Annotated in this window: 26 protein-coding genes and 3 pseudogenes; 11 read left to right on the forward strand and 18 right to left on the reverse strand. The window is 69.3% G+C overall.

Features of this window, described 5'->3' with window-relative positions:
• Nucleotides 1-4: 4 nt before the first annotated feature.
• Complete coding sequence (locus AQJ84_RS08875) at nucleotides 5-901, reverse strand: SDR family oxidoreductase (RefSeq protein WP_030039815.1); 897 nt, start codon at nucleotides 899-901, stop codon at nucleotides 5-7.
• 107 nt (nucleotides 902-1008) lie between these two features.
• On the opposite strand from AQJ84_RS08875, the gene AQJ84_RS08880 reads away from it, so the two are divergent.
• From AQJ84_RS08880 to AQJ84_RS08890, 3 genes are all read left to right on the forward strand, one after another.
• Nucleotides 1009-1506, forward strand: a complete 498-nt coding sequence (locus tag AQJ84_RS08880; RefSeq protein WP_030039814.1) for a winged helix-turn-helix transcriptional regulator — start codon at nucleotides 1009-1011, stop codon at nucleotides 1504-1506.
• Between the two features lie 114 nt (nucleotides 1507-1620).
• On the forward strand, nucleotides 1621-2154 hold the full coding sequence (locus tag AQJ84_RS08885; RefSeq protein ID WP_030039813.1) for an SRPBCC family protein: 534 nt from the start codon (nucleotides 1621-1623) through the stop codon (nucleotides 2152-2154).
• Nucleotides 2154-3215, forward strand: a complete 1062-nt coding sequence (locus AQJ84_RS08890; protein ID WP_030039812.1) for an LLM class flavin-dependent oxidoreductase — start codon at nucleotides 2154-2156, stop codon at nucleotides 3213-3215. The genes AQJ84_RS08885 and AQJ84_RS08890 overlap by 1 nt, the downstream gene beginning before the upstream one ends.
• Nucleotides 3216-3600: 385 nt before the next feature.
• Here AQJ84_RS08890 and AQJ84_RS08895 read toward each other — a convergent pair whose 3' ends face one another.
• Nucleotides 3601-4428 (reverse strand): SDR family oxidoreductase, encoded by an 828-nt coding sequence (locus AQJ84_RS08895; RefSeq protein ID WP_030039811.1) that lies wholly within the window; start codon nucleotides 4426-4428, stop codon nucleotides 3601-3603.
• Between the two features lie 63 nt (nucleotides 4429-4491).
• On the opposite strand from AQJ84_RS08895, the gene AQJ84_RS08900 reads away from it, so the two are divergent.
• Nucleotides 4492-5718, forward strand: coding sequence for an acyl-CoA dehydrogenase family protein (locus AQJ84_RS08900; RefSeq protein ID WP_030039810.1), 1227 nt, complete (start codon nucleotides 4492-4494; stop codon nucleotides 5716-5718).
• A gap of 133 nt (nucleotides 5719-5851) precedes the next feature.
• Complete coding sequence (locus AQJ84_RS08905; RefSeq protein WP_051869782.1) at nucleotides 5852-6346, forward strand: MarR family winged helix-turn-helix transcriptional regulator; 495 nt, start codon at nucleotides 5852-5854, stop codon at nucleotides 6344-6346.
• 202 nt (nucleotides 6347-6548) lie between these two features.
• On the opposite strand, the pseudogene AQJ84_RS08910 reads toward AQJ84_RS08905, so the two are convergent.
• From AQJ84_RS08910 to AQJ84_RS08925, 5 genes and pseudogenes are all read right to left on the reverse strand, one after another.
• A pseudogene (locus AQJ84_RS08910) lies at nucleotides 6549-7429 on the reverse strand (alpha/beta fold hydrolase).
• 364 nt (nucleotides 7430-7793) lie between these two features.
• Nucleotides 7794-7918, reverse strand: a pseudogene (locus tag AQJ84_RS44010) (TetR/AcrR family transcriptional regulator); the annotation flags it as partial.
• Between the two features lie 124 nt (nucleotides 7919-8042).
• A complete protein-coding gene (locus AQJ84_RS08915) occupies nucleotides 8043-9023 on the reverse strand; it encodes a nuclear transport factor 2 family protein (protein ID WP_053190125.1) in 981 nt (326 codons plus the stop codon).
• Nucleotides 9024-9116: 93 nt separating this feature from the next.
• On the reverse strand, nucleotides 9117-9821 hold the full coding sequence (locus AQJ84_RS08920) for a YceI family protein (protein WP_030039807.1): 705 nt from the start codon (nucleotides 9819-9821) through the stop codon (nucleotides 9117-9119).
• A 125-nt stretch (nucleotides 9822-9946) separates the two neighbouring features.
• Nucleotides 9947-10912: an SDR family NAD(P)-dependent oxidoreductase gene (locus AQJ84_RS08925; RefSeq protein ID WP_030039806.1), complete on the reverse strand. Its 966-nt coding sequence runs from the start codon at nucleotides 10910-10912 to the stop codon at nucleotides 9947-9949.
• Nucleotides 10913-11016: 104 nt separating this feature from the next.
• Between AQJ84_RS08925 and AQJ84_RS08930 the strand changes: the two genes are divergently transcribed.
• Entirely contained in the window at nucleotides 11017-11592 is a 576-nt protein-coding gene (locus tag AQJ84_RS08930) for a TetR/AcrR family transcriptional regulator (protein WP_030039805.1), read from the forward strand.
• A gap of 159 nt (nucleotides 11593-11751) precedes the next feature.
• Here the strand turns inward: AQJ84_RS08930 and AQJ84_RS08935 are convergent, their stop codons facing one another.
• From AQJ84_RS08935 to AQJ84_RS08970, 8 genes are all read right to left on the reverse strand, one after another.
• A complete protein-coding gene (locus AQJ84_RS08935) occupies nucleotides 11752-12591 on the reverse strand; it encodes a class III extradiol dioxygenase subunit beta (RefSeq protein ID WP_198536251.1) in 840 nt (279 codons plus the stop codon).
• 1 nt (nucleotide 12592) lies between these two features.
• Complete coding sequence (gene ligA / locus AQJ84_RS08940; protein ID WP_030039804.1) at nucleotides 12593-12949, reverse strand: protocatechuate 4,5-dioxygenase subunit alpha; 357 nt, start codon at nucleotides 12947-12949, stop codon at nucleotides 12593-12595.
• A gap of 32 nt (nucleotides 12950-12981) precedes the next feature.
• Nucleotides 12982-13725 (reverse strand): SDR family NAD(P)-dependent oxidoreductase, encoded by a 744-nt coding sequence (locus AQJ84_RS08945; RefSeq protein ID WP_030039803.1) that lies wholly within the window; start codon nucleotides 13723-13725, stop codon nucleotides 12982-12984.
• Nucleotides 13722-14018 carry a muconolactone Delta-isomerase family protein gene (locus AQJ84_RS08950; RefSeq protein ID WP_225877192.1) on the reverse strand — a complete coding sequence of 99 codons (297 nt, stop codon included), beginning with the start codon at nucleotides 14016-14018 and terminating at the stop codon, nucleotides 13722-13724. The genes AQJ84_RS08945 and AQJ84_RS08950 overlap by 4 nt, the downstream gene beginning before the upstream one ends.
• Before the next feature lie 4 nt (nucleotides 14019-14022).
• Entirely contained in the window at nucleotides 14023-14739 is a 717-nt protein-coding gene (locus AQJ84_RS08955) for an alpha/beta hydrolase (protein ID WP_030039802.1), read from the reverse strand.
• Nucleotides 14736-15782 carry an aromatic ring-hydroxylating dioxygenase subunit alpha gene (locus AQJ84_RS08960; RefSeq protein WP_030039801.1) on the reverse strand — a complete coding sequence of 349 codons (1047 nt, stop codon included), beginning with the start codon at nucleotides 15780-15782 and terminating at the stop codon, nucleotides 14736-14738. The genes AQJ84_RS08955 and AQJ84_RS08960 overlap by 4 nt, the downstream gene beginning before the upstream one ends.
• 60 nt (nucleotides 15783-15842) lie before the next feature.
• Nucleotides 15843-16880 carry a PDR/VanB family oxidoreductase gene (locus AQJ84_RS08965; RefSeq protein ID WP_107082592.1) on the reverse strand — a complete coding sequence of 346 codons (1038 nt, stop codon included), beginning with the start codon at nucleotides 16878-16880 and terminating at the stop codon, nucleotides 15843-15845.
• A 144-nt stretch (nucleotides 16881-17024) separates the two neighbouring features.
• On the reverse strand, nucleotides 17025-17363 hold the full coding sequence (locus AQJ84_RS08970; RefSeq protein ID WP_051869777.1) for a hypothetical protein: 339 nt from the start codon (nucleotides 17361-17363) through the stop codon (nucleotides 17025-17027).
• Between the two features lie 402 nt (nucleotides 17364-17765).
• Between AQJ84_RS08970 and AQJ84_RS44685 the strand changes: the two are divergent.
• Nucleotides 17766-17837 (forward strand): annotated as a pseudogene (locus AQJ84_RS44685) (GntR family transcriptional regulator); the annotation flags it as partial.
• Nucleotides 17838-17965: 128 nt separating this feature from the next.
• On the opposite strand, the gene AQJ84_RS08975 reads toward AQJ84_RS44685, so the two are convergent.
• Entirely contained in the window at nucleotides 17966-19606 is a 1641-nt protein-coding gene (locus AQJ84_RS08975; protein ID WP_030039798.1) for an AMP-binding protein, read from the reverse strand.
• A gap of 366 nt (nucleotides 19607-19972) precedes the next feature.
• Here AQJ84_RS08975 and AQJ84_RS08980 point away from each other — a divergent pair, with 366 nt between their 5' ends.
• The 3 genes from AQJ84_RS08980 to AQJ84_RS08990 all read left to right on the forward strand — a co-directional run bounded on the left by AQJ84_RS08980 (nucleotide 19973) and on the right by AQJ84_RS08990 (nucleotide 23315).
• Nucleotides 19973-21625 carry a sensor histidine kinase gene (locus tag AQJ84_RS08980; RefSeq protein WP_030039797.1) on the forward strand — a complete coding sequence of 551 codons (1653 nt, stop codon included), beginning with the start codon at nucleotides 19973-19975 and terminating at the stop codon, nucleotides 21623-21625.
• Nucleotides 21574-22260 carry a response regulator gene (locus tag AQJ84_RS08985; protein ID WP_051869792.1) on the forward strand — a complete coding sequence of 229 codons (687 nt, stop codon included), beginning with the start codon at nucleotides 21574-21576 and terminating at the stop codon, nucleotides 22258-22260. The genes AQJ84_RS08980 and AQJ84_RS08985 overlap by 52 nt, the downstream gene beginning before the upstream one ends.
• A 143-nt stretch (nucleotides 22261-22403) precedes the next feature.
• Nucleotides 22404-23315 carry an SDR family NAD(P)-dependent oxidoreductase gene (locus tag AQJ84_RS08990; protein WP_030039795.1) on the forward strand — a complete coding sequence of 304 codons (912 nt, stop codon included), beginning with the start codon at nucleotides 22404-22406 and terminating at the stop codon, nucleotides 23313-23315.
• A 192-nt stretch (nucleotides 23316-23507) separates the two neighbouring features.
• On the opposite strand, the gene AQJ84_RS08995 is transcribed toward AQJ84_RS08990, so the two are convergent.
• Nucleotides 23508-24452 carry an NHL repeat-containing protein gene (locus AQJ84_RS08995; RefSeq protein WP_030039794.1) on the reverse strand — a complete coding sequence of 315 codons (945 nt, stop codon included), beginning with the start codon at nucleotides 24450-24452 and terminating at the stop codon, nucleotides 23508-23510.
• Nucleotides 24453-24624: 172 nt separating this feature from the next.
• Between AQJ84_RS08995 and AQJ84_RS42955 the strand changes: the two genes are divergently transcribed.
• Nucleotides 24625-24753: an aldehyde dehydrogenase family protein gene (locus AQJ84_RS42955; protein WP_128092243.1), complete on the forward strand. Its 129-nt coding sequence runs from the start codon at nucleotides 24625-24627 to the stop codon at nucleotides 24751-24753.
• Between the two features lie 5 nt (nucleotides 24754-24758).
• Here AQJ84_RS42955 and AQJ84_RS09000 read toward each other — a convergent pair whose 3' ends face one another.
• Nucleotides 24759-26678, reverse strand: a complete 1920-nt coding sequence (locus tag AQJ84_RS09000; protein ID WP_030039793.1) for a glycosyl hydrolase 53 family protein — start codon at nucleotides 26676-26678, stop codon at nucleotides 24759-24761.
• Nucleotides 26679-26739: the final 61 nt, after the last annotated feature.

The raw sequence follows: 26739 nt of genomic DNA on the forward strand, positions 1-26739 counted from the left end.
GCGGCTAGGGCGACTTGGTCTCCGCGGCAGAGGTACCGGTGCCCGGCGTGAGCTGGTCATGCCTCCCCAGCGCCGCGACCTCCCGTTCGAGGGACGGAACGGCACGGGCCGCGAAGCGCCTCGCCCATGGCCAGGCCAGTGGCGAATTCAGCGCTGCCTTGGCCCAGTTGGCCACGACGACCGCGCGCGGGACGTACACGCGGCTGCGCCGGCGCACGAGCCCGTCGACGATCGCGGCAGCCGCCCGGTCGGCGCTCGTGGTGACATTGCCCGGGTAGGGGAGCCGGTTGCGCAGGCCCCGGAACGAGGGGAGGTCCACCTCGGCGCCTCGGACGAGATCCGTGTCGATCCAGGAGGGGTGCACCAGGCCGACCGTGACGCCGAGGTGCGCCACCTCCTGGCGGTAGGTCAGGGCGAGCAGCTCGGCCGCGGCCTTGCTGGCGCCGTAGGAGGCCATCGCCGCCAGCGGCATGAAGGACAGCGCGGACGCCACAACCAGCACGTGCCCCCGGCTGCGCTCCAGATGGGGCGTCACGTACTTGAGGGTCCGGAAGACACCGTTCAGATTGATGTCCAGGACCCGCTCGAACGACGCCTCGTCCGTCTGTCGCACGGTCCCGTACGCCACGACGCCGGCATTGGCGACGACGAGATCGATGCCGCCCATGACCTGCGCGGCCTCGTCGATCGCTGACCGCAGGACGGTGCCGTCGCGCACATCGGCCTCACGCCAGGAAGCGGCGGGGCCCAGATCGCGGGCGAGGTCACGGAGCCGATCGGGCTCCAGTCCGATCAGGGTCACCTGAGCGCCTCGGGCGATGGCCAGACGGGCCACCTTCTCGCCGATGCCGCGCGCCGCTCCGGTGACAACCAGCTTTCTGCCCAGCAAGTCACGTTTCATGGCCGCAACATAACTTCGTTATTTATTGAGCGCAAGATGTCGCGTGGATGAACTGTCGCCGCTCCACCTGCTGGGTCTCACGACTGCACGAACCTATGCTGACGGTCATGAGGCGGACATCCTTTGCGCACTGGCCCTGTTCGATCGCGCGCACCATGGACTTGCTCGGGGACTGGTGGACGCCGTTGGTGCTGCGTGAGGCGTTCTACGGGATCCGGCGGTTCGACGCGTTCCAGGTGTCACTGGGGATCGCGCGCAACACATTGACGGACCGGTTGCGCCGGCTGGTGGACGAGGGGCTGCTGGAGAAACGGCCGTACCAGACGGAGCCGGTTCGGTACGACTACGTGCTCACGGAGAAGGGGCGCGACTTCTACGGTGTGCTGCTGGTGATGAACCGGTGGGGGGACCGCTGGCTGTCCGGTGAAGAGGGCCCTCCGGTAGTCATGCATCACGAGGTCTGCGGACAGGAAGCCCATGCCGAGGTGGTGTGTTCTTCCTGCGGCGAGCAGATGACCGCGGAGAACACCAGTCCTCGGATGGGCCCCGGCTATCCGCCACATCTGGCCGAACGGCCGGATGTGCGGGAGCGTTTCGCCGGCTGACTCAGCGGCTCTGCCGGGGCTGCGGTTTCCCTTGACATGCGAGTCTATCTACGCAACTTTACTGGTCACGTCTGGTCGTGGAAGTTCTCGGATCGGCATGGAGGCTGCAGGAACATGGAGTGGACAGGCGCGCGCTATGCGGACAAGCCGACGGTGGAGGTCCGCACCTGGATCGCTGCTCCGCCCGAACAGGTGTGGACGCTCGTGTCCGACATCGAGCTGATGCCGCGTATGAGCTCCGAACTGCAGCACGTCGAATGGCTGGACGGCAGGACCGCCCCTGCTCTGGGAGCCAGGTTCATCGGCCGGAGCAAGCACGAGGCACTCGGGGAGTGGACCACCACATCCCACATCGTCGAGTACGAGCCGCCGAGGCTGCTTGCCTGGGGCGTCGAGAACCCGCAGAACCCAACGGCGATCTGGCGGTTCACGTTGGAGCCGCAGGGCGGTGGCACTCTGCTGAGCGAATGGATGCAGATGGGGCCGGCCCCTTCGGGCCTCTCCTTCGCCATCGATCGCATGCCGGAGAAGGAGCAGAAGATCGTCTTCGTGCGCATGCGGGAGTTCGAGGCCAACATGACCATCACCCTCGAAGAGATCAAGAAGCTGGCCGAGAGGGCCCGGCCCGCGGGCGAGGCGAGGCTCTGATGCGTACCTCCACCACGATCGAAGCTTCCGGGAGCGACTGGCGGGAGATCGTCGCCTATGTCACCGAGGCGGAGAAGCTCGGTCTCGACATCTGCTGGGTGGCGGAGGCGTGGGGCTCCGAGGCTCCCTCGCCGTTGGGCTACCTCGCGGCGAAGACCGAGCGCATGCTCCTCGGATCCGGAATCATCCAACTCGGCACCCGCACGCCGATGGCCATCGCCCGCGCCGCGATCACACTGTCGCAGATCTCCCAGGGGCGCTTCCTTCTCGGACTGGGCCCCTCCGGGCCGCAGGTGATCGAGGGGCTGCACGGCGTGCCCTTCGCCCGGCCGCTGGTGCGGATGCGGGAGACCGTCGAGATCGTGCGGGAGGCCGCCGCGGGCGGCAAAGTCTCCTACTCAGGACAGGAGTTCCGGATTCCACTGCCGGGCGCGGAGGCGAAGCCCATGCGTCTGTCGATGCGTGCCGAGCATGACATTCCGGTCTACCTCGCCACCCTCTCGCCGAAGATGCTGCACCTGACCGGTGAGATCGCCGATGGGTGGCTGGGCACCAGTTTCGTGCCCGAGGGCGCCAAGGAGGCGTACTTCGACCACCTGGACCAGGGCCTGGCCGCCGCCGGTCGCGCCCGTGCCGACCTCGACATCTGCCAAGGTGCCGAGGTCGCCTTCGCGGACGACGAGGACGCGCTGAGCGCGATGGTGGCCGGACGCAAGAAGGAACTGGCCTTCAGCCTCGGCGGCATGGGTTCCGCGTCCACGAACTTCTACAACAACGCCTACAGCCGCCAGGGTTGGGCCGAGGTGGCGGCCGAAGTCCGGACGCGATGGCAGGCTGGGGACCGGGACGGCGCGGCCGGCTTGGTCACCGACGAAATGGTCCTGGCGACCACTCTGATCGGAACCGAGGCCATGGTGCGCCAGCGGCTGCGTGTGTGGCGCGACGCCGGTGTGGACACCGTACGTTTTTATCCGGCCGGAGAGACCCTCGACGCTCGGCTCACCACTCTCGGCCGGGCCATCGACCTGGTCCGTGACATCGAGGACGAGGCGGCACGGTAGCGGCACGTCACCGCGTTCGGCCAGGACAGTCAGGAGCCGTTCGATCGGCGGCTGGGCCACCGTGTCGTTGATGAGCCGGCACTGCTCCACCAGCACCAAGGGCGCCGGGGCCATCAGCTCTCGATGCAGGGGATCGTCGACGGTCCGCCGCAAGAAGGTGTGCGTGCGACGACGTAGACGACGAGGTCGTCCTTTGATGCCACAGGATCCTCTGACGCACCTCGGCCGCCCTGCTCGACGACATCGACCGCTGCGCGGACGCGACCAAGCAGGCGCTTGGGTCGCTGCAACTGTCCCGCGCCGCCTTCGACTCGAAGCTCGCCGTTGAGGTCCTCGAGAAGGGCATCGAGAACACCCTCGCGTGAATGTGCTGAGCAGTGCGGAATCAGGCCGGATCGACGAATATGTCGAGCGCGAGATCACCCTCGAAGCCGGCAGGGCTGTAGACGGACAGGTCGGTGACGCCCTCGTCCGACAGGACCTCGTCGTCGATGAACAGGTTGCCGGTGCACTTCCGCGCGTCACGTGTGACGACGGCGTACGCGGCGTCGGCCATGATCTGTGGGCTGCGGGCCTGCCCGGCGCCACCGACCACATTGCGTACAGCAGCCGTGTCGATCAGGGTTCGCGGCCACAACGAGTTGGCGGCGATACCGTCGGCGGCGAGCTCCTCCGCGAGCCCGATGGTGCACAGACTCATGCCGTACTTCGACAGCGTGTAACCGAGATGCTTCCCCACCCAGTGCGGCGCGAGGTTCAACGGCGGGGAGAGCGTGAGGACATGCGGATTCTCCGCCTCGCGCAGGTGCGGGATAGCGGCCTTGCTCAGCAGGAACGTGCCACGCGTGTTGATGTCCTGCATCAGGTCGTACCGCTTCATCTCCAGCTGCTCCGACGACGACAGGTCGATCGCGCTGGCGTTGTTCACCACGATGTCGATGCCACCGAAGGCACTGACCGCCGCGTTGACAGCGGTGCGCACATCGACCTCGTTTCGGACGTCACCGACGACGGCCAGCCCCTTGCCGCCCGCCCGCTCAACCTCATCGACAGCGGTGTGCACCGTGCCTTCCAGCTTCGGGTGCGGCACCGCGGTCTTGGCGAGCATCACCACGTTCGCCCCGTCGCGGGCCGCGCGCAGGGCGATGGCGAGTCCGATGCCGCGGCTGCCTCCCGACATCAGGATGGTCTTGTCGGCCAGCGTCTGTGTCATGGTCGAACCTCCGAAATTGATTGCTGAGCTAATGATACGTGATGCTAATGGTATCTTCCCCGTATGACTTCCACTCCCACACGCCAGATCGACCGGCTCTACCACGAGCTCCTCGCCCCCAAAGAGACTCAGTCCGTTCGCGCTGCCGTGCGCCGGATCGCAGAGCACGAAGTGGCTCCGCACGCCGTGGCGATCGCGGGGGGCGACGAGCGCACGGACGGCTTCCCCCGGCATGTGTTTGACGGGCTTGCGTCGGCGGGGGTCTTCCGGATCCCCTTCCCCGGCGAGGTCGGCGGCGACGGTCTGACCCACCCGGCGACCGCCACCGCCGCGGCCGTCGAGGAACTGGCCTACTACTCCAGCAGCGTCGCGGCCGTCTTCGATGTGCACTGCATCCTGGCGGGCAACGCCCTGCGGCAGGGCACCGAGGAGCAGCAGCAGCGATGGCTGCGAAAGGTCGCGGAGGGCTCAGTGGTCGGCGCGTTCGCCACCACCGAGCCGAACGCCTCAAGTGACCTGTCCCCGCAGGCGGTTCAGGCCGAGGCGATTCGCACCGAGGCCGGCTGGGTGCTGAACGGCCACAAGCGGTGGATCTCCAACTCGCCCGTCGCCGGGTTCGTGGTGGTTCTCGCCCGCACCGGCACCCGGCTGAGCATGTTCATCGTCGACACGGCACTTCCCGGAGTGGAAGTCGGCCTTCCCGACCGCAAGATGGGCAACCGCGGCCAGCTCACCGCGGACATCCGCTTCACGGATGTGCACCTGACCGACGACGACCTTCTCGGCGGCGCCGAGGGACACGGACTGCGCCATGCGCTGTCCACCCTGACCTATGGCCGGATCGGCATCGCGGCTGCCGGGGTCGGCATGGCGCAGGCCGCCTTCGACCACACGGTGGCCCACCTGTCGACGCGACACGCCTTCGGCAAGCCGGTGGCCGCCAACCAGCACTGGCAGTTCCTGCTCGCCGAACGGGCCACCGAGATCGAGAACGCCCGCACCCTCTACACCAAGGCCGCCCTGCGCCTGGACGCGGGCAACCCGTCCCCGGAGCCCGAGGCCGCGATGGCGAAGTACTACGCCACCAAGCTGTCGGTGGACATGGCGCGCGACGCCGTCCAGGCCTTCGGAGGCCTCGGCTTCGCGCGCGAACTGGGTGCCGACGGCAGCCCCGGCCCCGTCGAGGCGATCTACCGGGACAGCAAGATCGGCGAGATCTATGAGGGCACCAACGAGATCCAGAAGTGGGTCATAGCCCGGCAGATCTTCGGTCGGGCCATCGTCGGCTGACGACTCAGGACACACCGGCCGTAAGTCGGCGGAGGGTGGGGAGTCCCGCCGGCCTGCGGCGGTCCTGGCGCCTCGGGCTTTCTCGTACGATGGACAGGACCATACGTACGACTAACCATGGGCGGGTTAAACGATGTCCGAGGCTCCGCTGGTACCGGGGACAGTGGCCGAACACACCATCTGCCTGCTGGTCAAACTCGGACAGGTGGCGTTCAGGATCGCCGAGGACGGCATCGGCGGGACCGGCCTGCGAGTGCGGCATTACAGCGTCCTGCAGGCTTTGGCGGACAACGGTGCCATGCCGCAACTGGCACTTGGCTCGTTCCTGCGCATCGACCCCGCGACGATGGTGACGAGTCTCGACGACCTGGAGCGCGCCGGATACGCGGAGCGGACACGAGATCCGCAGGATCGTCGCCGCTACGCCGTGGACATCACCGCCGAAGGGCGCAAGGTCCTGGCCCGCCTCAACCGCACACTCGTCGATCTCGACGGCGAAATCCTCGCAGACCTGGGCACCACGGAACGACAGTCGCTTCACGTCCTGCTGGACGGTCTCGCGGGAAGCCCCGCTCTGACCTCCCTGTTCGACACCGTCCGGGAGCAGAACGGTGGGAAACGGGCTTAACGGCTCTAGGGGATCGCCCCGGGGTATAGCGGTCCTCGGGCATGACCCGCCGGGCCTTCTCCGGCGGAACATCGAACTCGATCTGAATCTCTGCCACGCGCTGCTCGTTTGCATGCCACGACGCTGTCAGGCACATGGTCGAACCTGGTCCCCGTCCCGCACTACACCCGAACGGGGGTGGCTACGGCGCTCTCGGGTGCGGTCACGCCTCCGCGTTCAGCAGGTCGGCCAGCAGGTCGGGCCGTTCCAAGGCGATGAAGTGGCCTGCGCCCGGCACCTGCGTGAAATCGGCGGCCGGCAGCAGCTCCTTGTCGGCTTGCCGGTCCGACGGCCGCGACCAGTCCTTCTCCCCGTAGACGAGGTGGACGGGTGCCTTGACCTCGGGGTAGCGGGAGCGGGCGGCGATGAGACTGGGCAGGGCCTGGTACACGGCCCGGGCGACGGTCGGGTAGCCGGGGCGGCTGCCCACCTGGAGGAGCTCGTTCACGTAGTCCTCCGGCAGCGCGCTCTTGTCGACCAGCCCGCCCTGCAGGATCCTGCGGAGGGCGGCCTTGGGCTCCACCCCGGCGACCACCGGGCCCACCCCCGGAGTGAGGACACCGCCGACCACCACACGGGCGAGAAGACTGGACCGGGCGATCCCGCCGGGGAAGTCGTACGTGTTCACCGCGACGACGCGCCGGACCCGCTCGGGCAGGTCGGCCGCGGTGGTCAGGGCGAGCACCGCTCCCATGGACTCCCCGACCAGGGTCACGTCGTGGAGGTCGAGTTCGGTGAGGAGTCGCTTGACGCCCGCGCGCATGGCCGGCTCGTCGTACGACGCCCCGGGCACGATCTCGGAGTAGCCCATCCCCGGCAGGTCGAGGGCGTACACGGTGTACTGGTCCGAGATCAGGGGGATGAGGGAGCGGAAGTGCTCGGCCTGGGTGCGCACGGTGTGCAGCAGGACCACGGGAGCGCCGGTGCCCGCTCTGAGGTAGCGCAGGGTCCCCTCGTCGCTGCGGTGTCCTGCGCGCGGGGCGATGGTGTGGCTCTGGTGGTTCCCGGGATGTGAATCGTGGGACGTGGCTCTGGGCTGGGCATCTCGCTGACTTCCCTGTGTGTGAACTGCTGCGGACGGGTGATTCGGATCGGGCCCGCCCGAAGGGGGCGTGACCACTGACCAGCCCTTGGATTCATTGAGAAACCGACCGGTTTCCATCATCGTAAACCGATCGGTTTCCGAGTGCAAGGCTGAGGTTGCCATCCGCAGCAACAGGGTCGGCGCACAGGAGAGGCGCGAGAGTGTCATCCGTGCAGCGGTCGCCGATTCCGCACTCGAGGGCTACACGGCACGCCCGTCAACACCCTTACGGCCGCTGGGCTCCGCGTGGTTGCGGGGAATCGAGGGCGGGAGCCATCGGCCTGGGGAGGGCGCGGTCGCGGCGCCTGCTCGAAAGGGGATGCGTCAGTGCATGCCTGCCGCGTCGAGGGGGTGGTCGCGGTGGGCGTGACGAGCCCTGTCGGATCGTCGGCTCCGATCCCCGCGCGGGCGCTGGCGCCGTCGAAGACCAGGCTGAGCTGTCGGGCCAGCGGGTGCCGGCGACCTTGCCGCGGGTGCACAAGTGCGTGCCGTCGGACCGATGTCCGCGGTCGGAAGCACGTGGCCCGTCACCGACCGGTGACGGGCCGAGGGGTCGCGGGGGACCCGGAGAGGTCAGAACATCGTGTTGTCGTTGGCGGAGGTGGCCGGGACGTCCTGTACGGCGTCCCAGTGCTCGATGATCTTGAGCTTGCCGTTCTTCTGCTTCGTGACCCGGAAGATGTCCACGACCGACTGACCGCGGTCCTCGGGGCTGAGGCGGTAGTGGGCGTGGATGGCGACGTAGTCCTTGTCGGCGATGACGCGCTTGCGCTCCACGATCAGGTTCGGGAACTGGCGGAAGAAATCGGTGAACTGCTCACGCAGACCGGCCGAGCCGCTGGGGATGGTCGGGTTGTGCTGGTAGTACTCAGGCGCGAGGTACTTGACGGCCTCGGGGTTCTTGTCGACGAGGAGGGTGTCGAAGTAACTGGTGGCGATCTTCTCGCTGAGCGCTGTGCTCCAGCGCGGGCCGCTGGGCTGGTTCGTGTGCGGATTGCTGACCGTACCGAACATGTCGTTGCCGTTGACGCTGGTCGCCGGCACGTCCTGGACCGTGTCCCAGTGCTCGGCGATCATGCCGCTCCTGGGGTCGAAGCGGAAGATGTCGACCACGGCCGTGCCACGGGTGCCGGGCTCGTAGACGGGGTTGGAGTGCACCAGGACCAGGTTGCCCTGGGCGAGGACCCGCTTCACGTTGTACTGGTGGTCCGGGAAGCGCGCGGTCCAGTCGCGGATGAAGTTCTTGATCGCTTCCCGGCCGTTGGGCGCGGCGGGGTTGTGCTGGACGTAGTCCTCGCGGATGTACCGGTCGGCGACCTTGAGGTTGCCCTCCTCGAAGAGCTGGGTGAGGACGTGGACGGCGACGCGCTTGTTGCGCTCCTGCGTGGCGGGGCTCGTGTACGGGGCGTCGAGGCCGAGGCCCAGGCCGCTGTGGGACGGCGCGGAGGCGGTGGCCGTGGCGGCGGGCGCGAAGCCGGCCACGGCTCCTACGGTCGCCGCGGCCAGGAGGGTGGCTATGGCCTTACGGGGCAGCCGGCTGGCGCTGTTCGACATGGGGGTTCTCCGATGCTGTGCGGACGGCGGTGGACGCGTCCGCGGGTGTCTGGTGGGGGATCGGGAGTAAAGGGCGAGGGTGCCCGTGTGGGCTCAGGCGCGGTCGAAGGCGAGGAGGAACTCGATGTTTCCCTCGTCCTCCACCGCGATCCCGCCGAAGTTGGGTGCCTCGATGCCGTAGTCGGCGAAGGTGACCGGGATGGAGCCGTTGACCCGGAAGCCGTCGGCGGTGCGCTGGGCGTCGAGCTCGAAGGAGACCGAGTTGGTCTCTCCGTGGACGGTCAGCTCACCTGATGCCTTGGCGCTGACCTGCTCGCCCACCGCCGGAGCAGAGCCGAAGTCGACGGGCTCGGTGAGCTCGAAGGTGGCCTCCGGGTACCGCTCGGTGTTCATGACCCGGCCGCGGAACTGGCCGTCGCGCTGGTCGGAGTCGCTCTTCACCGAGGCGAGGTCGACGGTGAAGGATCCGTTGACAGCCCGGTTGCCTTCGATCTCCAGCTCTCCGGTGACCTTCTCGGTGCGCCCCACCGCCGTGACGTTCTGGCCGAAGAGGACCTCGTCGACCCGGTAACCGGCCTGCGAACCGCTGCCCACCCGCCAGGCACCCTCGACGTCCCCGGAACCCGAGGAACTGGCGGAGGAGTCCGAGCCTGGCGGGTCGTCGAGCGAGAGGGCCGCCGGTGGCTTGTCCTCGACGTAGTTGATGTAGACGTAGGGGCCCGCCGTGCACAGCACGGCGACGGTGGCCACACCGGCGATGAGCCAGCGCTTCCAGTGCCTGCGGATGCTGCCTGCCATGATGCCTCCCATATGTTTTCGTAATTCAACTGAAGTTTCAAGTATGTGGTCGCGGGTCGCCCTGGGACGTGAGGGGTCGCTACGGGCGTGCGCGGGCTCAGCGGTGGGCGGAGAGCGGGATGGGGTCAGCCCAGGAGTTGCTCGGAGACCTGCCAGAGTCGCTCGGCCGCCTCCGGATCCAGGGCGTGCGGCGCGACCCCGGTGTTGGTGCCCGGCTGGTGCAGTGGTGCCTCGTTGCAGTCCTCGAAGTACCGGCCGCTGATGCCGTCGAGCAAGGGTGAGGTGGCCAGCAGGACGGAGGTCGCGGCGCCCTGTTCGACCGATTTGAAGGACATCTCGGGCAGGGGCGTTCCTTCGCCGAGGACGGCTTGCAGGTGGGTCATGAACAGGCCCATCCGGGCGTCGTCCATGTAGCGCCCCAGGTTGGTCTGGATGCCTCCGGGCATCAGCGCGTTGGCTGTGATCCCGTCGGCGGCCCATCGCCGGCCGGCCTCGACCGCGAACAGCACGTTTGCGGTCTTGGACTGGCCGTACGCCAGCCACGGATCGTAGGGCCGCTCGGTGAAGTGGAGGTCGTCGAAGACGACGGGTGAGAACAGGTGCCCGCTGGAACTCACCGACACCACCCGGGCGCCGCCGGCCGCCGTGAGGGCCTCGTGCAGCCCGGTGGTCAGGGCGAAGTGTCCCAGGTGGTTGGTGGCGAACTGCAACTCCCAGCCCTGGGGTGTGCGGCTCTCCGGGGCCGCCATGACACCGGCGTTGTTGACGAGGATGTGCAGCGGGCCCTGCCAGGCGGCGGTGAACGCGCGGACGGACGCCGGATCGGTCAGGTCCAGGGCGGCGACCCGTACGCCTTCGGAGCCGGTGGTGGCCCGGATGTCCTTCGCGGTGCGATCGCCGGCGGCGGTGTCCCGCACGGCCAGCGTGACCTCCGCGCCGGCGTCGGCCAGCGCTCGGGCGGTCTCCACGCCGATGCCGGACGCCGCCCCGGTGACGACGGCGCGGCGGCCCGTGAGATCGATGCCCGCGATGACGTCGGCAGCCGTGGACCGGCTGGTGAACGGACTGGTGATGCCTGTCCTCGTGGCCATTCTCGCAATGCTCCCTGTTTGCTACCCTCGAAACCGGAGGTGCCTCCGATTACTCCCAGACCCTAAGCGGAGGGTCCTCCGATTGTCCAGAAGGAAGGAAAGCTGTGACCGCCACCACACGCGGACTGCGTGCTGACGCGCGACGCAACCGGGAACGCCTGCTCGAAGCCGCGGGGCGCGCGTTCTCCGAGACCGGCACCGACGCGTCCCTCGAGGCCATCGCCAAGGACGCCGGCGTGGGAATCGGCACGCTCTACCGGCACTTCCCCACCCGCGAAGCACTGCTCGAGGCCGCCTACCGCAACGAACTCGCCCGGGTCTGCGACAGCGTCACGGAACTGCTCACACAGCTCCCGCCGGACCAGGCCATGCGGAGGTGGATGGACCTGTTCATCGACTACCTGGCCACCAAGCAGGGCATGGGGGACGCACTGAAGGCCGTCATCGCCTCCGGTGACGAGGATCCGTTCGCCGAGAGTCTCGACCGGATCAGCACGGCCATCAGCACGCTGCTGCACGCCGGGGCCGAAGTGGGAGTTCTGCGCTCGGACGTGGACCCGCTCGATGTCGGGTTCAGTCTCGGGGGTGTCCTGCTGATCACGAGCGACAAAGGGCTGCGCGACCGCGCGGGCCGCATGCTCGACCTCCTGCTCGACGGGCTCCGCCACCGCCCCGGCTGATGCGTCCGGTCGGGGAGGACGTCCGGGCTCGGCCCCGCCGGCCGGCACGCCTGCGGCGGTCCACACCGACTCAGAGAAATACAACACGAGGGCACCATGGGGCTGGGTGCCACATCACCCGAGCGGCACGGGCGCCGGCCCAGCCGGGCTGGCGGCCTATCACCGGCTCAGGTTCTCGAACAGCACCATCCCGGCCGCGGTGTTGGACGCCGGAACGTGGTAGGCCTCGTACACCCGGCGGATCCGGGGTCCCAGCGCGCCGCGCATGATCAGCCACATGATGAGCTCGATGCCTTCGGAGCCGGCCTCGCGGATGTACTCCTCGCGCGTCAGCGCGGCCAGTTTCCCGGGGTCGTGCTCGATCGCGTCGAGGAACATCCGGTCGAAGTCCTGGTTGATCAGTCCCGCGCGAGCGCCGGCGAGCTGGTGGGACATGCCGCCGGTGCCGAAGACGGCGACCTTGAGGTCCTCGGGGAAGGAGCGGATGGCCTCGCCGAGCGCGCGGCCGAGGGCCAGGCACCGTGCGGCGGTCGGCTGCGGGTACTGGATGACGTTGACCAGGAGGGGGACCACCGCGCAGGGCCAGCGTTCGCCGGGGTCGGGGCAGTAGACCGACAGCGGAACGGTCAGGCCGTGGTCGACGTCGAGTTCCTGGTAGACGGTCAGATCGAAGGAGGCGTCGATCAGGCTCTTGACGAGGTGGTCGGAGAGCTCGGGGGCGCCCGTGACCGTGGGCACCGGGCGGCTGCCCCATCCTTCGTCGGCCACCCGGTACGACTCGGCCGTCCCGAGCGCGAAGGCCGGGGTGACGCTCATGTCGACGGCGTTGGCGTGGTCGTTGTAGATGACGACCGCGACGTCAGGGGTGTGGCGGGCCATCCACTCCCGCGCCGGTGTGTATCCGTCGAACAGCGGCTTCCAGTAGGGGTCTTGTGTCTTCCCGTGGTCCATGGCCGCACCGATCGACGGCACGTGCGAGGTCGCCAGACCCCAGATCACCTCAGCCAAAGTTCCGCCCTCCCGCCTTCAGCGCCTGCGTGAACTCCTCGGTGGTCATGCCGGTGAAGACCCCGCCGAGGTACTGCATGGACTTCTGGTCGACCATGGCGAGCTTGAAGACGTAGAAGATGGAACCGCCCAGCTCCATCATCCGGTTCCAGTCCCGCCGCAGAACGGCGTCCCGCTGCTCGGCCGTGAGCCCGTACGTCTCGCAGTACGCGGCTTCGTCGGCTTTGAACCTCTCCCGGTTCCCGGCGTCCTTGAGTGACCCGCAGAGCCGGTTCAACGCTCGGCCGCGGCGGTTCTCCGCGGCGTCGAAGACGTAGGTGCCGGGGACCCGGGGTGTGGTGCTGGGCATGCCGTTCTTCTCCTCTCCGGTGTTGATGACGGTCAGTGCAGGAGCCCGCCGCCGTCGCAGACGAGCGTCTGGCCGGTGACCATGGACGCCCCCGGTGAGGCGAGATAGGAGACCAGCCCCGCGAACTGCTCCGGGGTGACGAACTCCTTGATCGCCTGCCGGCTCATGGTCGCGGCGAACACCTCGTCGCCGGAGTGCGCCCGGGTCCCCGGGGTGGCCACCTGCGCGGGCGCCACCGCGTTGACCGTGATCCGGTGCTCGCCCAGTTCGCGTGCCATCACCCGGGTCATCCCGATGAGCGCGCCCTTGCTCGCGACGTAGGCGATCTGGCCCGGGGACCCCGTGAAGAAGGTGCGGGACGCGACATTGACCACCCGCCCGCGGTGCGGGCTGCCGCGCAGCCAGGGCACGCACGCCTGCACCATGAGCAGCGGGCCGACGGCGTTGACGGCGAAGAAGCGGTGCATCTCCTCCGGGGTCGTCTCCAGCAGCGGCGCCCGGTCGGAGAGCAGGCCGGCGTTGTTGACGAGGACGTCGACCCCGCCGTACGCCTCGGCGATCTCGGATACGGCCTGGCGGGTCGCGGCCGGGTCCCCGACGTCGCAACGCCAGGCCCGGCCGCCCGGGATCGAGCTGGTGTCGTCGGGTTCGTCGACGTCGAGGGCGGCGACCGTGAAACCGTCCCCGGCCAGTCTGCGGGCGATGGCGAGCCCCAGGCCGCCGGCGGCGCCCGTGACCACGGCGACCCGGGGGCTGCGGTTCGCCGGGCCGGTCATGGTGCCTTCTCCTGCGGATGGGTGGCGAGCGCCTCGACGGTGATGTCCATCCACTTCCACATCGGCAGGGAGACCAGCGCGTCGTGCAGCTGTGCCGGGTCGGCCGCCTCGTACAGGCCGATGGTCGCGTTGCGGCCAGGAACCCGCCACAGCCGCTTGAGGATGCCGGCCTCCCTGAGCTGCATGGCCCGTTCCCGCTCGCCCTTGCGCAGCTCCTCGCGTACGTCGTCGGGGGTGTCCGGGGGCAGGGTGTTCTCGGTGCGTACGAGGAATTCCACGGGGATGTCCTTCACGGGGTCAGGCTGCCGCGATCTCCAGCAACAGTTCGGCGAGTCGGCCGGGGGCGGTGACCATCGCTTCGTGTCCGGTGGCGATTTCGTGGACCGGCCAGCCGCGGGCGGCGGCGCGCTCGGCGTGCGGGGTGAACACCCGCATCCAGTCGGTGCACTCGACGAAGGCACCGGGGACCTGGTCGGCCTTGCCGGTCAGCCGCAGCGGCTCGGTGTAGGTCAGCCACGGGTGCGGGGTCAGTCGCGGGCCGAGCCAGTCGAGGTCCGCCTGGTCCTCGACGCCGAGCACGCTCAGCGAGCGCACCGGGATGAGCCAGCCGAACCCGGGTCCGGCCACGGACTCCCGGTAGTGCCCGGCGATGCGGTCGGGCAGCAGATCGATCGCCGCGTCACCGTCGTCGCCGACGAAGGCGTCGAGGTGGACCCGCTTCGCGAGCCGGTCCGGGATCCGGTCCGCGACGCCGGTGACGACCTGGCCCGCGTAACTGTGGCCGACGAGCACGACATCCCGGGCGTCATGGGCCTCGATCAGCGCCACCACGTCCTCGACGTGCGTGCCGAGTCCGATCCGCGGACTCAGCAGATGGGCGCGGTCGCTCACCCCGGTCAACGTGGGGGTGTGCACCTCGTGTCCGGCCGCGCGCAGCAGCGGGGCGACACGCTGCCACACCCAGCCGCCGTGCCAGGCTCCGTGGAGCAGTACGAAGACGTGGCGGCCGCTCATGCGGACGCCCGGGGACGCGCGGTGCCGGCCTGCTGCTCGCGGGTGAGCATCTTCGCCACCGCCCGGCGTCCGCGGAGTGCGGCGAGGTCGGACTTGATGCTGGACTCGGCGGTGCCGCCCGGATCGGTGGCGTACATGATCTCCTGCGCCTCCAGGGCGTCGACGTCCTCCTGCATCACGGCCAGTTGCTGCTCGTGCTGGAACCTCGTGAGCTCCTCGTCGTCGATGAGGTAGTCGCGGCCGAGCGCGTAGAAGTCGTGCGTCTCGTTGCCGCGCCCCGGCGTCATCCCGTAGAGCACCTTCATGTGGAAGCCGTCCGGCTCCTCGGTGCCGGTGGCCGCGACGCGGATGTTGAGGACGAAGATGCCCGGCGGGTAGAAGTCGCCGTCCTGCCAGCGGTCCACCGGAGAGGTCAGCCCGCAGGACTTCTCGTAGAACGGCGGCGCCTCGATGCCGATCATGCGGCGGCTGAAGCCGACCCGGTCGCCGTCCACCGTCACGTCGATCGGGGTCGCGGCGACGGCGGCGTTGCCGATGCTGGTCGGGTGCAGGAACGTCTCGTGGGTGAGGTCGAGCAGGTTCTCCAGGAGCAGCATGTGCCGTGCCTTCAGCGGGACGACGCCGTGCACATGGGTCCAGCTCGGGTCGGTCAGCCACGAGGTGTCGGGCAGCAGGCTCTCGTCGGCCAGTTCGGGGTCTCCGGGCCAGATCCATATGGCACCGTCCCGCTCGACCAGGGGAAACCGGCGCAGTGCCGCCTTGGGCTTGTCGGCCTGCTCGGCGACCCCGACGCACACGCCCTGGCCGTCGAAGCGGTAGCCGTGGTAGTCGCACTGGAGGGTTCCGTCGTCGTCGAGGTGGCCCAGCGACAGCGGGTACTTGCGGTGGGGGCAGCGGTCCTCGACGGCCGTGACGGTCTGGTCGGGCAGCCGGTAGAAGCAGACCGGGATGTCGGTGATCCAGCGCTGCTTGAGGGTTCGGCCGATCTCGTCGGACCAGGCTCCCAGGTACCAGCCGTTGCGCACGTGCTGTGTCAGTGTCATGGCGGTTCTTCCTTTGGCGTCGGCCCAACGGGGCGGTCCACCTGTCGAATTGGCGAGGTATCAGAGATCCAGGACGAGGCGTCGGCCCCGAGCGCGGGAGACGCAGATCAGCATCGTGTCGTTCGCTGCCCGCTCGTCGTCGGTGAGCAGTGAGTCGCGGTGGTCGACCTCGCCCTCCAGGACGGGCGTCTCGCACGAGCCGCAGATGCCTTCCTCGCAGGACGACAGGACGGGGACGCCCGCCTGCTCCACGGCCTTGAGGACCGACAGCCCGGGCGGCACGGTCAACGTCGTCCCGGACGCCCGCAGTTCCACCTCGATCGGCTGCTCTGCCTCGTCGTCCGCCGGCTGTCGCACGGCCGCCGCGGCGAACCGCTCGACGTTCAGCGCTCCGGTCGGCCGGCCGGCGCAGTGTGCCTCGACCGCGTCGATGAGCCCCGCGGGGCCGCAGCAGTACACCAGGGCGGACGGGTCCGGATCGCCGAGGAAACCGGCGAGGTCGAGCAGACCGTACTGGTCCTGCGGACGTACGGTCACGCGCTCGCCGTAGCCCTCCAGTTCGGGCAGGAACGCCATGGACGCGCGCGTGCGGCCCCCGTAGAGCAGGGACCACTCGGCGCCCGCCGCCTCGGCCTCGGCGATCATCGGGAGCAGGGGGGTGATGCCGATGCCGCCGCCGACGAACAGGTACCGGGCCGCCGGCCGCAACGGGAAGTTGTTGCGCGGGCCGCGCACCCGGAGTTCGCCGCCCTCCACGAGGTGGTCGTGGATCCACTGCGATCCACCGCGTCCGTCGGGCTCTCGGAGCACCGCCACGCGCCAGCGGGCCGTGTCTTTCACCGGGCCGCAGAGCGAGTACTGCCGGGTGACGCCCGTGGGCAGGACGACGTCGATGTGTGCTCCCGGCTGCCAGGGCGGCAGCGGTTCGCCGGAGCTCGCTGCGAGTTCCAGCGACACGACACCGTCCGCCACCGTCCGGCGGGCCAATACGGTGGCGGTGCCTTCGAAATCGGTGCCGCGCCGGGCGGCGGACGGTGTTCCGGCCTCGGCGGAACCGAGGGTGTGCGTGTCCGGGGCGGTGGTTGGGGGGCTCGTCACGTTGGTCATCTCCTCGGTACGGTCGGCAGGGATCGCTCCGGCCGCGGTCGGCGGCGCCACGATCGACGCTAGCCACCGGACAACGCCCAGGTCATCGCTCGAATGACCGGATCGGGGCGGCGCATGGTCGTGGCCCCGACTACGTCATCCGTCGCGCGGGCCGGGTGTCCCGGCAAGCCCGTCGGGCCGCGGAGCCTGGTCGAGATGGATCCGCACCTGGCGGTCGTCCTCGTTCCAGAGGGCTTCCACGACGGCGTGCAGCCGTCGGACGTCGGTGCGCCACATCGGTACGCCGTAGCGGTCGTCGCGTGTCAGCGCGTCCTCGGCGACGGCATCGGCCAACACGCTCCGGCGGTCGTACGTCGGGGCCGGTCCGTTCGCCGCGTCGGGTTCGTCCGCGAACTGCACGTAAAGGGACGTGTCCCGGAAGGGAACCCAGATGTGCGTAGCCCCCTGGACACCCGTCCCGCCCTGTGCCGTCACGCCAGAACACCCGTCGTCTGCGGTAGAGCCGCAGGTACGCCTCTCCCATGGTTCCGTGCGAGAGGCCGAGGTCCGCCGGCCCGCCAGACGAAGTCGCCCGCGTGCGCGCTGATCACCAGCAGCGCCCCTTCGGACGGAGTGGAGGTGGGGGAGGTCATCAGGACTCCTTGGGATCGAGTGGGGTGACCGGCGTGGTGCGCAGTGCCGTCGGTTCGGCGCCGGCCGCGCCGGCGTCAGGTCGGCACTCCGGCTGCCGGCGGCGGAGGCGCTGGTCGAGATCGAGCGCGACCGCGGAGCGCGCGTCGGGGAGAACAGCTTCGCCGAGGCCGTCCGAATGACGGGCGCGACATCGCCGGCCTCAAGGCGGCCGACCAGGTTCTCGAACGGCTGCGGGCCCAGGTGGTGCGGTACCGATTCGTGCTCTCCCTGGTGCCGGGGCGGGCCCGTGTGTCGCTGCCTCAGCACCAGCGGATCATCGAGGCGATCACCGCCAAGGACCCGACGGCCGAAGCGGCCATGCGGGACCATGTCGCCACTGCGGTGGAGGCCCTCCGGATGCTCGAAGCAGGTCGGCACCGCGCGAGCCGAGGCAGACGTCACGGTCACGTTCCGTCGCCCGAGCCGGCTTCCTGGGCCGTCTTCCTGGCCCAGGCGGTCTCGAGCTTGCCGGTCGGGGTCCGCGGCAGTCTGTCCGTCAGGACGATGGAACGCGGCACCTTGTACCCGGCGAGACTCCGCCGGACCAGGTCGCGCAGTTCGTGACCGGTGACGGTACTGCCCGGTTGGACCGCCACGACGGCCGCCACACGCTCGCCCCAGGTCTCGTCGGGGACGCCGACGACGGCACAGTCCGTCACCTCGGGGTGCCCCAGCAGTACGTTCTCCACCTCCTGCGGGTGCACCTTCTCCCCGCCCGTGTTGATCACGCCCGAACCACGTCCGAGGAACCGGATCGCGCCGTCGGCCTCAAGTCGAGCCAGGTCGCCGGGGATCGCGTACCGGACCCCCTCGATGGTGCGGTACGCCTTCGCGCTCTTCTCGGTGTCCTTGTAGTAGCCGAGCGGCATGGGCCCGCAATAGGCGAGGACGCCCGTCTCCTCGCTGCCTGGTTCGAGAAAGCGGTCGTCGGGGCCGATCACCCGCGTCGCCGGAACGGGGTGGAAACGCGAGGGCAGATCCTCTGCCGAGGAGGTGATCGCGAAGGCGAAAGGGCCCCCTTCGCTCGATGCGATGGCTTCGGTGATGGTGACGTCGGCACGTTCGTGCAGTGCCTTCTTGAGCGGATCGCTGAGCGCGGTGCCGGAGCTGATCATCCTGCGCAACGAGCGCAGGTCGTGCGGCGTCCCGGCCTTCTCAGCCCGCAGGAGTTCGTCGACGAGCGGGCGGCACACGGCGTTGCCCGCGACGATGGCCGTATCGACCTGCTGCTCGGCGATCATGTGCCAGACATGTTCCGGGCCGAGGCCGCCCGCTCGTGTGGTGACAGCCCGGCCCCCTGTCATCAGGGCGCCCATGGTGTTGAACAGCCCGGTGGCGTGCATCAGGGGTACGACGGGCATCGTGGTCGGCGCGCGGCCTTCGTGGCGTGCCTCGACGGCGACGGCCACGGCCTCGTCGAGGCTTGCGGGGAGCTCGGTGACTCCGAGCGGGTGGTAGAACGGGACCACGTGGGCGTGCAGCAGGTCGCTCAGCTGCCATATGACGCCCTTCGGCTTGCCCGTGGTCCCGCCGGTGTACATGAACAGTTGGTCCGTTCCGGGCCGTCGCCGAGGCTCGCGCGGCGCGTGCGCGGTCAGCAGCTCCTCCAGTTCGGGTACCGCTGGCCCGCCCGGACCGTCGGCGGGCGGCTCACCCACCCTCACCAGCAGCTTCAGTGTGCGCACATGCTTCGCTGCATGCGTGACGCGGTCGGCCAGGGCGCCGCTGAAGACGAGCACGGCGGCGTCGGCGTCGGTCAGCAGTTCGGAGAGTTCCTCGCCGGTGTAGCGGTAGTTGGCGTTCACCGGTACGGCACCCAGCTTGAAGGCGGCGAAGACCGTCTCCAGGTAGGCGGCGCCGTTGTACAGATAGCAGGCCACGGTGTCGCCCTCGCCCACCCCGGCGGCTTCCAGTGCGGCGGCCAGCCGTGACGCGCGCTCGTCGAACTTCCGGTACGTGGTCTCACGACCGGGTTCCGTGATGGCGACGGCATCGGGCAGCGCGCGGCAGACCGCCTCCCAGATCGTGCCGATGGACACGTTCACGTCTCGGACCTCCTCGTCCTCGATGGCTTACGCGGAGCGCACGGCCGAGCAGGCCGCTCGTAGGGCCCCGCGGATCCTTTGGGGGGAGTAACGATCCGCGGGGCTTCCTCTCAACCTAGGCAGGCGCCCTCCCCGCGGGGAACGCGAGCAATGACTGAAGCGGCTCGGCGCTTCGACCCGCCGACGAACAGGTCGAATGACGTAGGACCACCTCGAATACACCGGGCTACGATGCTGTGGCCGGGCGCAAGTCGCCGTCGTCCCCCAACCGGCCCCCGTACGACGCAGGCCCGCGGTTTTCGAACGCGTCCCTATCGCACAGCAGTCTGCGGGGCGGGTTCTTCGTCGATGTTGAGGAGAACGGTCATGTCCGCGTCGCCGCTCGTGGGGTGGGACGACATCGCCGCCGTCGCGCCGGACGGCCTCGCCGTTCTGGACTGCGTGGGCCGGTTCGTACGGCTGAACCCGGCGGCGGCCGCGCTGCTTCGGGCGGACACAGAGGGCGACCTCATCGGTACGCCGTCCCCGTTCACCCTGGTGGAGGGAGCCGCCGAGTGCCGCGCGGGGCTGCTGGAGGTCCGGTCGGACGAGCAGGTGGCCCACTGGGAGCCCGCCCGCGGGCCCCGACGCGAGTTCGCCTACCGCGCCCGCAGTCTGCCGGCCGACCCGAAGTTCACGGTGGTGTCGTTCCGCGACGTCACCGACGAATGGCACCGGCAGCGCAGGATCGCGGCGATCGCCCGGACGTCGATCGCACTGGCCTCGGAGGGCTCGCTCGGCTCCACACTGGACGCCGTGGCCCAGCAGATCGTCCAGGCGGACGGCCTGGCCGGCGTGCAGATCCTCACCCTCGACAGCACCGGCCGGGAACTGCGGCTGATGGGCTCCGCGGGACTGCGCCACTGGGACGCGTTCCTCGACCGTCTGCTGGAGTGCCGTGACCGGGGTGCCCGGCTGTGCATGCTGGACACCCTGAGGGAGCGCAGGCCGATCGTCGTCCCGCACCGGTGGACCCAGATCCTCGAGGACCCGGCCTGGGAACCGCTGCACGCCTACCTCGGGGAGCTGAACTGGGACTCCTTCGTCAGTGTGCCGTTGATGGCGCGCGGTCGTCCCGAGGGGGTGCTGAACGCCTACTTCGCCCCCGGGCAGGAAATCGGGAGCCGGACCCTGGAGTTCCTCGCCGCCATGGCGGAACAGGCCGCCCTCGCCGTCGACCACGCCATGCTGCTTCAGCGTGAGCGCGAGGGCGCCCGCCGCAACGAGCGTCAGCGCCTCGCCCGCGACCTGCACGACTCGATCGTGCAGCAGGTGTTCTCCATCGGCATGCAGGCCAACGCCGTGGGAGTGCTGGGCGCGCGGGGCGAAGCGGTGTCGGCGGAAGCGGTCCGGGCCTTCGCGGACGAGGTCGGGACCCTCTCGCGAACCGTCCTCGCCGACCTGAGGGCCATGGTGCACGAGCTACGTCCCGCCTCCTCCCTCCGGCTCGGCCTTGAGGACGCGGTGACCACGCTCGTCAAAAGCACCGAGAACCGGACGGGCCTCAGCATCCGGCTGGAGTGCGGACGACAAGTGGACACGGTCGAACCGGAACTGGCCGAGGACATGTACCGGATCGTCGGGGAGGCCATCCACAACGTGGTCAAACACGCGGAGGCCACCACCGTCAGCATCCGCCTCGCCGTGTACGACCACACCCTGACCGCCACCATCCGCGACGACGGCCGCGGGATCACGGAATCCGGCGGGCGCCGGGCCGCACAGGAGAACGAGGACGCCGAGGCGGCCACTGCCACCGGACACCACGGCTACGGACTGAGGACCATGCGGGAAAGGACAGAGCGATGGGGCGGCACCATGAGGATCAGATCCGGCGCGAGGAGCGGCACGACCGTACGGGTCGTCATACCCCTTCCCGTACGAGTGCCGGAGTCGCCCCCGGGCTCGGAGGGATCAGGGAGCATCCCATCGGCGGTTCCGCTCCGGGAAACGGAGAACCCCGCCCGGTCCGGGTCCTGATCGTCGACGACCACGCCGTCGTACGCCGCGGAATCCGCGCCTACCTCGAAGTCCTGGACGACATGGAAGTGGCCGCGGAGGCGGCCGACGGCCAGGAGGCACTCACCAGGCTCGACGTGATGGCCGCTCACCAGGAACTGCCGGACGTGGTCCTGATGGACCTGCTCATGCCCAAGATGGACGGGGCGACGGCGATCGGAGCGATCAAGCAGCGCCACCCTGGTCTCCGACTTGTGGTGCTCACCAGCTTCGGCGAGATGGAACGCGTTCATGCGGCGCTCGCGCAGGGGGCCGCCGGCTACCTGCTCAAGGACGCCGACGCAAGTGAGGTGGTCGCCGCGATCCGCGCGGCCGCCCGGGGCGAGGTCTTCCTCGACCCCGCGGTGGCCAGGGGACTCACCCAGGAGATCGTTTCGCCGCCGACCGGGATCGCCTCGCTCACCAGCCGGGAACGCGACGTCCTCGTCCTCGTCGCCGAGGGCCGGTCGAACCAGCAGATCGCCGACGAGTTGGTGATCAGCGAGCGCACCGCCCGCACCCACGTGAGCAACGTTCTGCGCAAACTCCGGCTCACCTCCCGCACCCAGGCCGCGTTGCTCGCGGTGCGGCAAGGACTGGTGCCCCCGAAGGGCTGACCGCCCTGCCGACCGCGACGGATGTCCCGGACCGGCCGGGACACAGGTCGGCCGCAGGTGCCGTCATCAGCGGGATCCTCACGGGCCCAGGCGTTCCTACGCTCAGGGGAGACGCCCTATCGCCCCCAGTTCAGGAGGACAGCATGCTCGACGGCAAAGTCGCCATCGTCACAGGTTCGGGCCGAGGCCTGGGACGTGCCTATGCTCGCGCGATGGCCGCGGCGGGTGCCGCCGTCGTCGTGAACGACCTGGACGCCGATGTGGCCACGGAGACGGTCGACCTGATCACGGACGCGGGCGGAACGGCCGTCGCCCATGTCGGTGCGGTCGGAGGTTCCGAGTTCGCCGACGCGCTGGTGCGGCGCGCGGTCGACGAGTTCGGCCGACTGGACGTGATGGTCACCAACGCCGGTGCGCTGCGCGACCGGACCCTGCGCAACGCCACCGACGACGACTTCGACCTCGTCGTCAACAGTCATCTGCGCGGCACGTTCACCTGCGGTCGCGCGGCGGCTGCCCGCTTCCGCGAACAGGGCGAGGGCGGTCGGCTCATCCTGGTGGGATCACCGGCTGGGCAGCGCGCCAGCTTCGGCCAGACCGCGTACTCGGCGTCCAAGGGCGCGATCGTCGCGATGACGCGCACCTGGGCGCTCGAGCTCGCGAAGATCGATGTCACCGTCAACGCCATCGTGCCGACCGCGCTGACCCGCATGGTGGCGACCATGCCCCGGGTCGGTGACCTCGTGGCGAAGGTCGATGCCGGGGAGCCCGTTCCCGACGCCATCCGGCGGCAGGGGCTGGGATCGCCGGAAGACGTGGCACCGGTGATCGTGTACCTCGCGTCCAAGGAGTCGGCCCACGTCACCGGACAGGCCATCGCGGCGGGAGGCGACCGGATCGCCCTGTGGACGCACCCCGGTGAGGTCGAGGAGCGGTTCCGGCAGGACGGCTGGACCGCCGGATCGGTCGCGGAACTCTTCGCAGGCGCTTATGCGGACCGACTCCAGGACTTCAGGCCCACACCCCTCGATCTGGAAGCCGTTGAGGAGGCCTGACGCACGCGGCCCCTCTTACGGCCCCCAGGTCCGTAACAGGGGCAGTGGCAGGCCGCTCAGGTCTGCGCCCCATCCTCGTCCTCGACCCGGACACCGGCCAGCGGATCGTCACCGAGGAACATAGAAACTGCGAGCACGGCTGGACCCCGCCCGCTTCGAGCGGACAGGGTCCAGCCGTGCTCCGGCCGTACGTCACACCAACGGCACGGACACCGCGTTGTAAGGGGTGTTCTCATCCCGGTCCGGGGTGGTGAAGCGGGAGTTGGGGAGGTACAGCCGACCCTGGTAGGCGGCGGCCGTGGTGGGCAGGTCGAAGCGGTCGTCCCTGATCACCCCGACCGCGGTGCCCCGCGTACCCGACCGGTTGAGCCGGATCACGTCCACCTGGTTGGGGTTGGGCTGGACGACGTAGAGGGTGCGGCCGACGAGTACGAGCCCGTCGCCGCTGGGCAGCGTGGTGTCACCCAGGTCTACCTTGCGGGCTACGCCGGTGCGGGGGTTGACGCGCATCAGCGAACCGCCGTCCACGGCCGCGTTGGTGACGAGCAGGGCGCTGCCGTCGGGGGTGAGTGAGATTCCGTTGGACGTGAAACCGGACTGCACCCAGTCACCGCTCAGCGTAAGGCTCTCCGGGGCGCCGATACGCCCCTTCCTGCCGAGCGGCAGCTTGAAAAGCCGTGCGCTGAACGACTCGGTGAACCAGGCGGCGTCGCGGGTGAGCAGGACGTCGTTGACGAAACTGCCCTCCCCTGCGACCACGTGGTCGGCGAGCAGCGCGCCGCTGTGGGCGTCGACGACCCGCAGTTCGCCACTGCTGCCGCCCGCCAGGAACAGCCGGCCCCAGGAGTCGACCTTCAGGCCGACCGTCATGCGCCCCAGGCCGCGGTGGACGACCTTGCCCTTGCCGCTCGCGAGGTTCACCCGGTACACGCCGCCGGTGGCGATCGATCCGAAGTAGGCGTACGGCGCGGAGCCGATCGCGACTCCCTCCGGCCCCCAGCCGTTGGGCAGGGAGAACTCCCCGGGCCAGGATCTGGCGGTGCCCGGGGCGGCCTGTGCCGTACCACCGATCAGGGCCGTCGTTCCCAGGGCGATGCCCGCGCCGAGAAGCTGCCTGCGTGCGAGAGAACCTGTCATCGATCGTCCTTCCACGGAAAACAAGACGGGCCGTGCCGGTCCGGCTGGGCTCCTGGACCAATTCTTGAGAGTTCAAGTACCTGTGCACAGCGACGAATGTCCTGACTCTCCTCGGTCTATCGGACGGAAACCTGCCGGGCCGGTGGGAGCACGGACCGCGAAGGCGCGCCACTTGACAGCAGGCCGAGCTGGCAAGGCCGAACCTCGCGCCCGCGTGCTGCACCGGGTGGCCCATCTGGTGCGCGAACGGTCGGACGAGCTCGCCGCCGTGGAGAGCCTCGACGTCGGCAAGCCCGTCTGAGGTGGTCAGTCGTGTTCGCCGTGTCCGGGCACGACGTCGATGACCGCCTTGACCGGTCCTGTGCCGGTCATTCCGGTGACCGTCACCTCACCCGGCCTGTCGGTCGCGCCAGGTGGCAACGACTGCCAGCGGACGGGGACACCGGTGATCGTGTTGTTGGCGGTGGTGAGCATGCGGATGGAGGAGGGCAGCTTCGGGGCGGTTCCCACCACGGTGGCGGTGTGGATGGTGTCCTGGAGGATGTGCTTGGCGCGGCTGGCGTTGAAGACGTTGATGGACGCGTGCGGCTCCCAGGTGTTCGCCAGTCCGGGCACGGCCCGGAACATCGGCTGATAGCCGGCCGGCTCCCACACCAGCACACCTGAACCTCGGTTGTCGACGACGTCGTTCGCGGCCTGGAACACCCTCCGGATGGCGTCCGCCTGGCCCTGAATCGTTCGCGGGTAGGGTGAGTTGGGCAACGGTGAGCCGTCGCCTCCCGAGGCGGGGTAGGCGGTTTCGGCGATGTCGATCTCGTAGCCGGGATGGGTGGTGGCCATGGTGTTCAGGTTGCGATCCAGCGCCTCGGGCGTACCGTGCCACTCCGGGTAGTACGAGATGGCCAGCACGTCAGGGTTCTGGCCCTTTGCCTTCACCCGGGTGAGGAACTGGTGCCAGAACTCCATGGTTTTGGCGAGCTTGTCCTTGTCGACGATCACGTGTATCTCGACCTTGGATTTCGGTGACGCGTCGCGGACGGCCTTGATCCCGGCTGCGGCCAGGGTCGTGAACCGGTCCCACGACTGGTCGTAGAGCTTCTGCTCCGCAGGGTCGGTTGACCGCCAGTACTTCCACAGCAGGCCGCCGCCGGGCTTCGACTGGTAGACATCGGCCTGGTCGACGAAGTACGGCGGATTCGTCGTGCCGATGTGGGCCGCCTCGCTGCCGTACATGAAGCCATTGATGATCTCGTTGCCGACGGCCACCTTCTCCGGCGTGGTGCCCTGCCGGACCAACCGCTTCAGATAGTCGGCGGTGTAGTCGTACACGGCCCGGGACAGATCCGCGAACTCCAGCTCGGCCCAGGCGCGCGGTTTGGGTTGCTTGCTCGGGTCCGCCCATGAGTCCGCGTAGTGGAAGTCGATCCCCAGGCCCATGCCCCGCTGCTTGATCCCCTTCGCCGAGACCAGTGAGCGCTCCGGACCCTGGCGCGGTATCGGCGTCGGCAGACCGGTGCTCTCGCTGCGCGGTTCGTTGAATATCCGCAGCCGGGTGTGCTGCATGCCACGATCCTTGGCCACGTCGAGCAGGTGTGGCCCGGCGCCGCGGTCCTGGGCCAGGGGGTCGACCCAGTACTGCTGGTCCTGGACGTCGTCCATCCAGGACAGATCGGCGCCGATGGTAAGGTCGTCGCGCAGGTAGTTGAACACCTGGAGCTCGCTGACACCGGCCCGCGCACCACCCGGCCCACCGGTGAACACCAGCCGGACGAAGCGCGTTCCCGGCCGGGTGAACAGGTGCACCTCCCCACGCGACACGGCTCTGTTGTGGGACCTGTCGGCGATGGTCTTCCACCGGCGACCGTCGGATGAGGCCTCGACGACGTACCGGTGGGCCACGCCACGGTCCGGGAACATCACCTTGACCTTGCGCAGGTTGTCGTAGGTTCCACCGAGGTCGACGGTGAGCCACTGCCGGGCGCCGGCACGACCGGGGTACCAGGACGTCGTCGGGTCGCCGTCGATGGCCAGTCCGGCGTTCGACGCGCCGCTGCCGGCTGTCGCCGAGGCCCAGTCCTTGGCAGCGATGTTGCTCTCGATCGGCTTGATGTCCGCGGTCCCGAAGGTCGCATGGGCCGGCGCGGGCACCATGAGTAACGTCGCGGACACCATGGTGACCAACGTCGTCGTGCCCGCGATGACCCGGGCCGGACGCTTGATGCTCATTCCTTCTCCTGACGAGGTGACGGTGTCGTGGTCGCAAGGACGCGACCCCGCACGCTCTGCC

The sequence above is a fragment of the Streptomyces resistomycificus genome, assembly GCF_001514265.1.
GTDB classification, from domain to species: domain Bacteria; phylum Actinomycetota; class Actinomycetes; order Streptomycetales; family Streptomycetaceae; genus Streptomyces; species Streptomyces resistomycificus.